This is a genomic window from Mesorhizobium sp. M7A.F.Ca.US.002.01.1.1 (genome assembly GCF_004022955.1).
Taxonomy (GTDB): Bacteria; Pseudomonadota; Alphaproteobacteria; order Rhizobiales; family Rhizobiaceae; genus Mesorhizobium; species Mesorhizobium ciceri.
In genome coordinates this window covers 1-4738 of the sequence record NZ_RZQE01000457.1, presented here as the reverse complement: position 1 = coordinate 4738, position 4738 = coordinate 1, and the positions used below count along the sequence as shown (strand labels likewise).

Annotated in this window: 5 protein-coding genes and 1 pseudogene; 1 reads left to right on the top strand and 5 read right to left on the bottom strand. The window is 63.7% G+C overall.

The features are described 5' to 3' along the window. The 5 genes from EN932_RS29535 to EN932_RS29515 all read right to left on the bottom strand — a co-directional run. The coding region (locus EN932_RS29535; RefSeq protein WP_128369278.1) for an SDR family NAD(P)-dependent oxidoreductase at positions 1-341 on the bottom strand (341 nt) is incomplete at its 3' end. A 10-nt stretch (positions 342-351) separates the two neighbouring features. Further along, positions 352-1164 (bottom strand): ABC transporter permease, encoded by an 813-nt coding sequence (locus tag EN932_RS29530; protein WP_024504751.1) that lies wholly within the window; start codon positions 1162-1164, stop codon positions 352-354. Next, complete coding sequence (locus EN932_RS29525; protein WP_013528934.1) at positions 1164-2027, bottom strand: ABC transporter permease; 864 nt, start codon at positions 2025-2027, stop codon at positions 1164-1166. The genes EN932_RS29530 and EN932_RS29525 overlap by 1 nt, the downstream gene beginning before the upstream one ends. Before the next feature lie 75 nt (positions 2028-2102). Next, positions 2103-3266, bottom strand: coding sequence for a spermidine/putrescine ABC transporter substrate-binding protein (locus EN932_RS29520; protein WP_128369277.1), 1164 nt, complete (start codon positions 3264-3266; stop codon positions 2103-2105). Then, on the bottom strand, positions 3247-4383 hold the full coding sequence (locus EN932_RS29515) for an ABC transporter ATP-binding protein (protein ID WP_127369250.1): 1137 nt from the start codon (positions 4381-4383) through the stop codon (positions 3247-3249). The genes EN932_RS29520 and EN932_RS29515 overlap by 20 nt, the downstream gene beginning before the upstream one ends. A 114-nt stretch (positions 4384-4497) precedes the next feature. Here EN932_RS29515 and EN932_RS29510 point away from each other — a divergent pair. Beyond that, positions 4498-4738, top strand: a pseudogene (locus tag EN932_RS29510) (helix-turn-helix transcriptional regulator); the annotation flags it as partial.

The following is a 4738-nucleotide window of genomic DNA, read 5'->3' as shown; positions in this document are numbered from 1 at the left end:
ACATTGACCCGCCACGAGGCATCCATGCCGCCGACCTCCACTTCGGTCAGCGTGCCGCCGATCTGGATGCCGGCGTGATTGTGCAGGATGTCGATGCGCCCATGCCTGTCGAGCGTGCCGGCAATGAGCTGTTCGATCGCCGCATCATCAGCGACATCGGTCTTGATCGCCTCGGCCCGTCCACCCGCTGCCCGAATGTCCGAAGCCGTTGCTTCGCCGGCAGCCTGATCCCTGTCGGCGATGACGACCACCGCGCCTTCCCTGCCCATGATCATGGCGCCGGCGCGCCCGATGCCGGAGCCGGCGCCTGTCACCACGGCGATGCGGTCTTTGAGGATCATGATGCGGCTTTCAGTTCGACGGCTTGCGCTGGCGCAACTGCCATTGGGCAAGCACCACGAGCAGCACGGAAGCGACGAGCACGATCGTCGCGATGGCGTTGATCTCCGGCGTCACGCCGCGCCGGATCGACGCGAAGACATAGATCGGCAGCGTCGTCTGCGCGCCGGCGACGAAGAAGGCGATGATGAAATCGTCGAAGGAGAAGGTGAAGGCGAGCAGGAAGCCGGCAACGACCGCCGGCATGATCTGCGGCAGGACGATCGAGCGGAACGTCGTCAACGGCGTCGCGTAGAGATCGCTCGACGCCTCGACCAGATTGCGGTCGAGGCTGCCGAGCCGCGTGCCGACGATCATCGTCACCAGCGCCATCGAGAACAGCCCGTGCGCCGCGATGATCGAACCGTAGCCGAGCGCCAGCCGCGGCGGCTGGTCGTCGGGCCAGATCGAGGCGAGGAACGGATTGACGACGGTGAACAATTGGACGAGCGCGACCAGAGTCGAAATGCCGATCACGACGCCCGGAACGACGATCGCGGCGCCCAGAAGTGCGTCGAAGACCGCGCGGGTCCGCACGCCGACGCGCGCCAGGCCGAGTGCCGCCGCGGTGCCGCACAGCGCCGCCAGCAAGGCGCTGGTGGTGGCGATGAACAGGCTGTTCTTCAGCGCTTCGACCAGGAACGGGTTCGCCAATGCCTTGCCGTACCATTGCACCGAAAAGCCGGTGAACTCGCTGGCATGGTGGCCGGCGTTGAAAGAAAACAGCACCACCAGCGCGATCGGCAGATAGAGGAAAGCGAACACCGCAATGACGAAAGCCCGCATCAGATCAGATCCACCCGGCGCGCGCCCGAAACCCGGGTCGAAATGCGGTTTGCGGCAATCAGCACCACCACCGATACCAGCACCAGTGTGATGGCGATGGCCGATCCGAACGGCCAGTTGCGCGATTGCAGGAACAGGTCGACCAGCGCATTGCCGATGAAGAACACCTTGCCGCCGCCAAGCAGCGTCGGGATCAGATATTCGCCGAGCAGCAGGATCATGACCAGCGAGAAGCCGGTCATGACGCCCGGCAACGACAGTTTCAGGGTCACGCCCAGGAAAGTCGATAATGGCGTGGCGCCGAGATCGGCGGAGGCTTCCAGCAGCCTGCGGTCAAGCCGTTCGAGGCTGACATAGATCGGCAGGATCATCAGCGGCAGGTAGCCATAGACGATGCCGAGCAGCACCGCGCCCGGCGTGTTGATCAGCCTGACATCCTCGATGCCGACAAAGGCGAGCAGCGCCGGAATGCCGCGCCCGCCCAGAATGTACATCCAGGCATAGGTCCGCATCAGCAGGCTGGTCCAGAACGGAATGACGACCAGCGCCAGCAGGATCAGCCGCCAGCGCTGCGGCGCGCGCAAGGCGAGATAGTAGGCAACGGGATAAGCGACGAGCAGGCAGGCGAGCGCTCCCACCGGCGCCAGCACCATGGTGTTCCAGAAGGCGGTCGCCCGCGCCGGAAGATTGGCATATTGCGCCAGCGTAAAGGCGGCCTGATAGCCGCCTTCCGGTGCGCGTTCGCCGACGCTGAACACGGCGATGGCGATGAACGGCAGCACCAGGAACACCACCAGCCACGCGGTCGCCGGACCGAGCAGCATGGCGGTCAGAAAATTCCTACGAAGACGGCTGCCGTGCATGGAAAGATTGCCCCGGTGCCGGCGGGCATAAACCCGCCGGTCAAATTATCTGAGTCGAATTTGAGGCCGCCTGGCTCAGGCCGACTTGAAGCGCGCCATCAGTTCGGCACGGCCGGGGTCGGTCAACGTTGCCGCCGCGCCGAATTCCAGCGGCGTCAACCGGTCGCCTGCCGGATAGAGGATCGGGTTGTCGAGCACCTCCTTGGGCAGCAGCTTGTTGACGCGCGCATCGGTCGACGGCGCACCATTGGCCAAATGCTCCTTCACCGCCACCTGCGGATTCATCAGGTAGTTGAGCAGCGCGTAACCGGCGGGCTTGTTCGGCGCGTCTTTCGGAATGGCATAGAAATCGGTCCAGATCTCGCCGCCTTCCTTGCCCAGCACATAGGCGATCTCGGGAATGTCGCGATGCAGCTGCGCGCCGTCATTCGTCCAGCACATGGTCATCCACGCGTCGCCGGCGCGCATCCCCGGCTGGTAGTCGGAGGAGACCGCGAACAGATGCGGCTTGACCTTCAGCAGCAGCTCCTCCGCCTTGGCCAGTTCGTCCTGCTTGAGCGAATTGAACGAGTAGCCGTAATATTTCAGCGCATTGCCGATCGTGGTCAGCTGGTAGTCATGCACCATGGTGCGGCTGTCGCCTTCCGCCATGGCGGTGTCCCAGAACTCCTTCCAGCTCGTCATCGGCTTGGTCAGCTTCTGGGTGTTGACGGCAAAGCCGGTGGTGCCCCAGTTCTTCGGCACGGCGTAGATCGTCCCATCGATCGTGCCCTCCGAGGTGAAGCGCGGATCCTCTTGCGAGCCGTCGAAATTCGGCAGCTTCGCCATCTCCAGCGGCTCGATGATGCCGAGCTTCTTGTAGGTCGAGATCGTGTAATTGGTCGGCACGAACAGGCTCCAGCCCGAGGCCCCGGCCTGCAGCTTGGCCAGCATCTCCTCATTGGAGCCGAACACGTTGACCTCGACGGCGACGCCGGTGTCCTTCTTGAAGTTCTCGAAGGTCGCCGGGTCATGATAGTTCGGCCAGGTGGCGATCGACATGCGATCGCCAAGGCTTTCCACGGCAAAGGCCGGTGTCGGCATGATGCCGATCTCGCGCGCCATCACCGCAGTGGCAATGCCAAGGCCGGTGAGACCGAGAAAGTCGCGGCGGCCGATCGAGCCGCGCTTCAAACGCATCAGCTGGTCGACGAAATTCTCGGGGCTTATCGGCAGTCCGTCACGATATGATTTCGACATGTTTATCTACCCTCTGGTTGGCCCCGTTGTTCTTGGTCTCCGCAAACGCCAGCGGCGTTCCGGAGGCAAAGCCGATGGCGACGGGTTCACCCGGCTTGAAGAGATTGCCGTGACCGATCAGGTGATCGGCTTTGGCCAGCAGCGTTCCGATGCCCTTGACCTCGATCGCGTATTCCGCCGTCGCGCCCAGGAATATCCGGTTGCGGACGATGCCCTTGAATGGGCCGCTTGCCTGGGCGCCGAGACTGAGCGATTCAGGACGCAGGCTGACCGAAACGACCTCGCCCTGCTGCAAGGCGGTCCGTTTGCGCGCCGCAATGACGGTGCCGTCGGCAAGCGCCACCTCCACCAGATCGCCGGTATGCCCGGCGACGGTACCGCTCAAAAGATTGGTCTTGCCGACGAAATCGGCAACAAACAAGTCGGCCGGTTCGTCATAGATCTCGCTCGGCTGCCCGAGCTGGACGATGCGGCCGCCATTCATGACGCAGACGAAATCGCTCATCGACAGCGCTTCCTCCTGGTCGTGCGTGACCAGCACGAAGGTGATGCCGATCTCGCGCTGCAGGTTCTGCAGCTCGATCTGCATGTCGGTGCGCAGCTTCTTGTCGAGCGCCGCCAGCGGCTCATCGAGCAAGAGCACCGCCGGCTTGTTGACCAGGGCGCGGGCAAGCGCCACACGCTGCTGCTGGCCGCCCGACAGTTCGTGGATCTTGCGGCGGCCATAGCCGGCGAGCCGCACCATTTCGAGCGCCTCGCCCGCCCTTGAGGCGATCTCGCGCGAAGACAGCCTTGGCCGCGCCTGGCGCAGCCCATAGGCGACATTGTCCTCGACATCGAGATGCGGAAACAGCGCGTATTGCTGGAACACCATGTTGACCGGCCGCCGGTAGGGCGGCGTGCCGGCCATGTCCTGGCCGCGAATGAACACCTGGCCTTCGCTCGGCTGTTCGAAGCCGCCGATCATGCGCAGGCAGGTGGTCTTGCCGCAGCCGGAGGGACCGAGCAGCGCGACAAAGGCGGAGGGCGGGACAGCGAGATCGATGCCGCTGACCGCGGTCACCGCGCCATAGCGCTTGGTGACGCCGCGAAACTCGATGTCGGGCACTGCGGTCAAGGCTGATGGCTCCAGCAACAGGGCAATATCGGAACGCTACCAGAGCCAATGGCGGCTAGTATATACCTCTCAGGTGGTATATCTGATCTATTTTCTCGTTTAAGGGGGTATGCATTGTCCCGCAGCGACGAATACAGCCGGCTCGCCACGCTCGTCGCGACGACGCGGGAGACCAGCGGCGATCTCTTTGGCCAGGCGCTGGTCGAGTGGCTGCGGCAGCACGTTAGATTCGACCACTGCGTGATCTTCGGCTATCGCGGCGCCTCGCGCCCGCCGCTGCTGTTCGAGACCTTCTCGCCCACCGAGAGCCATGTGTTCGTCGCGCTCTATCAGGAAGGGCCGTATCTGCTCGATC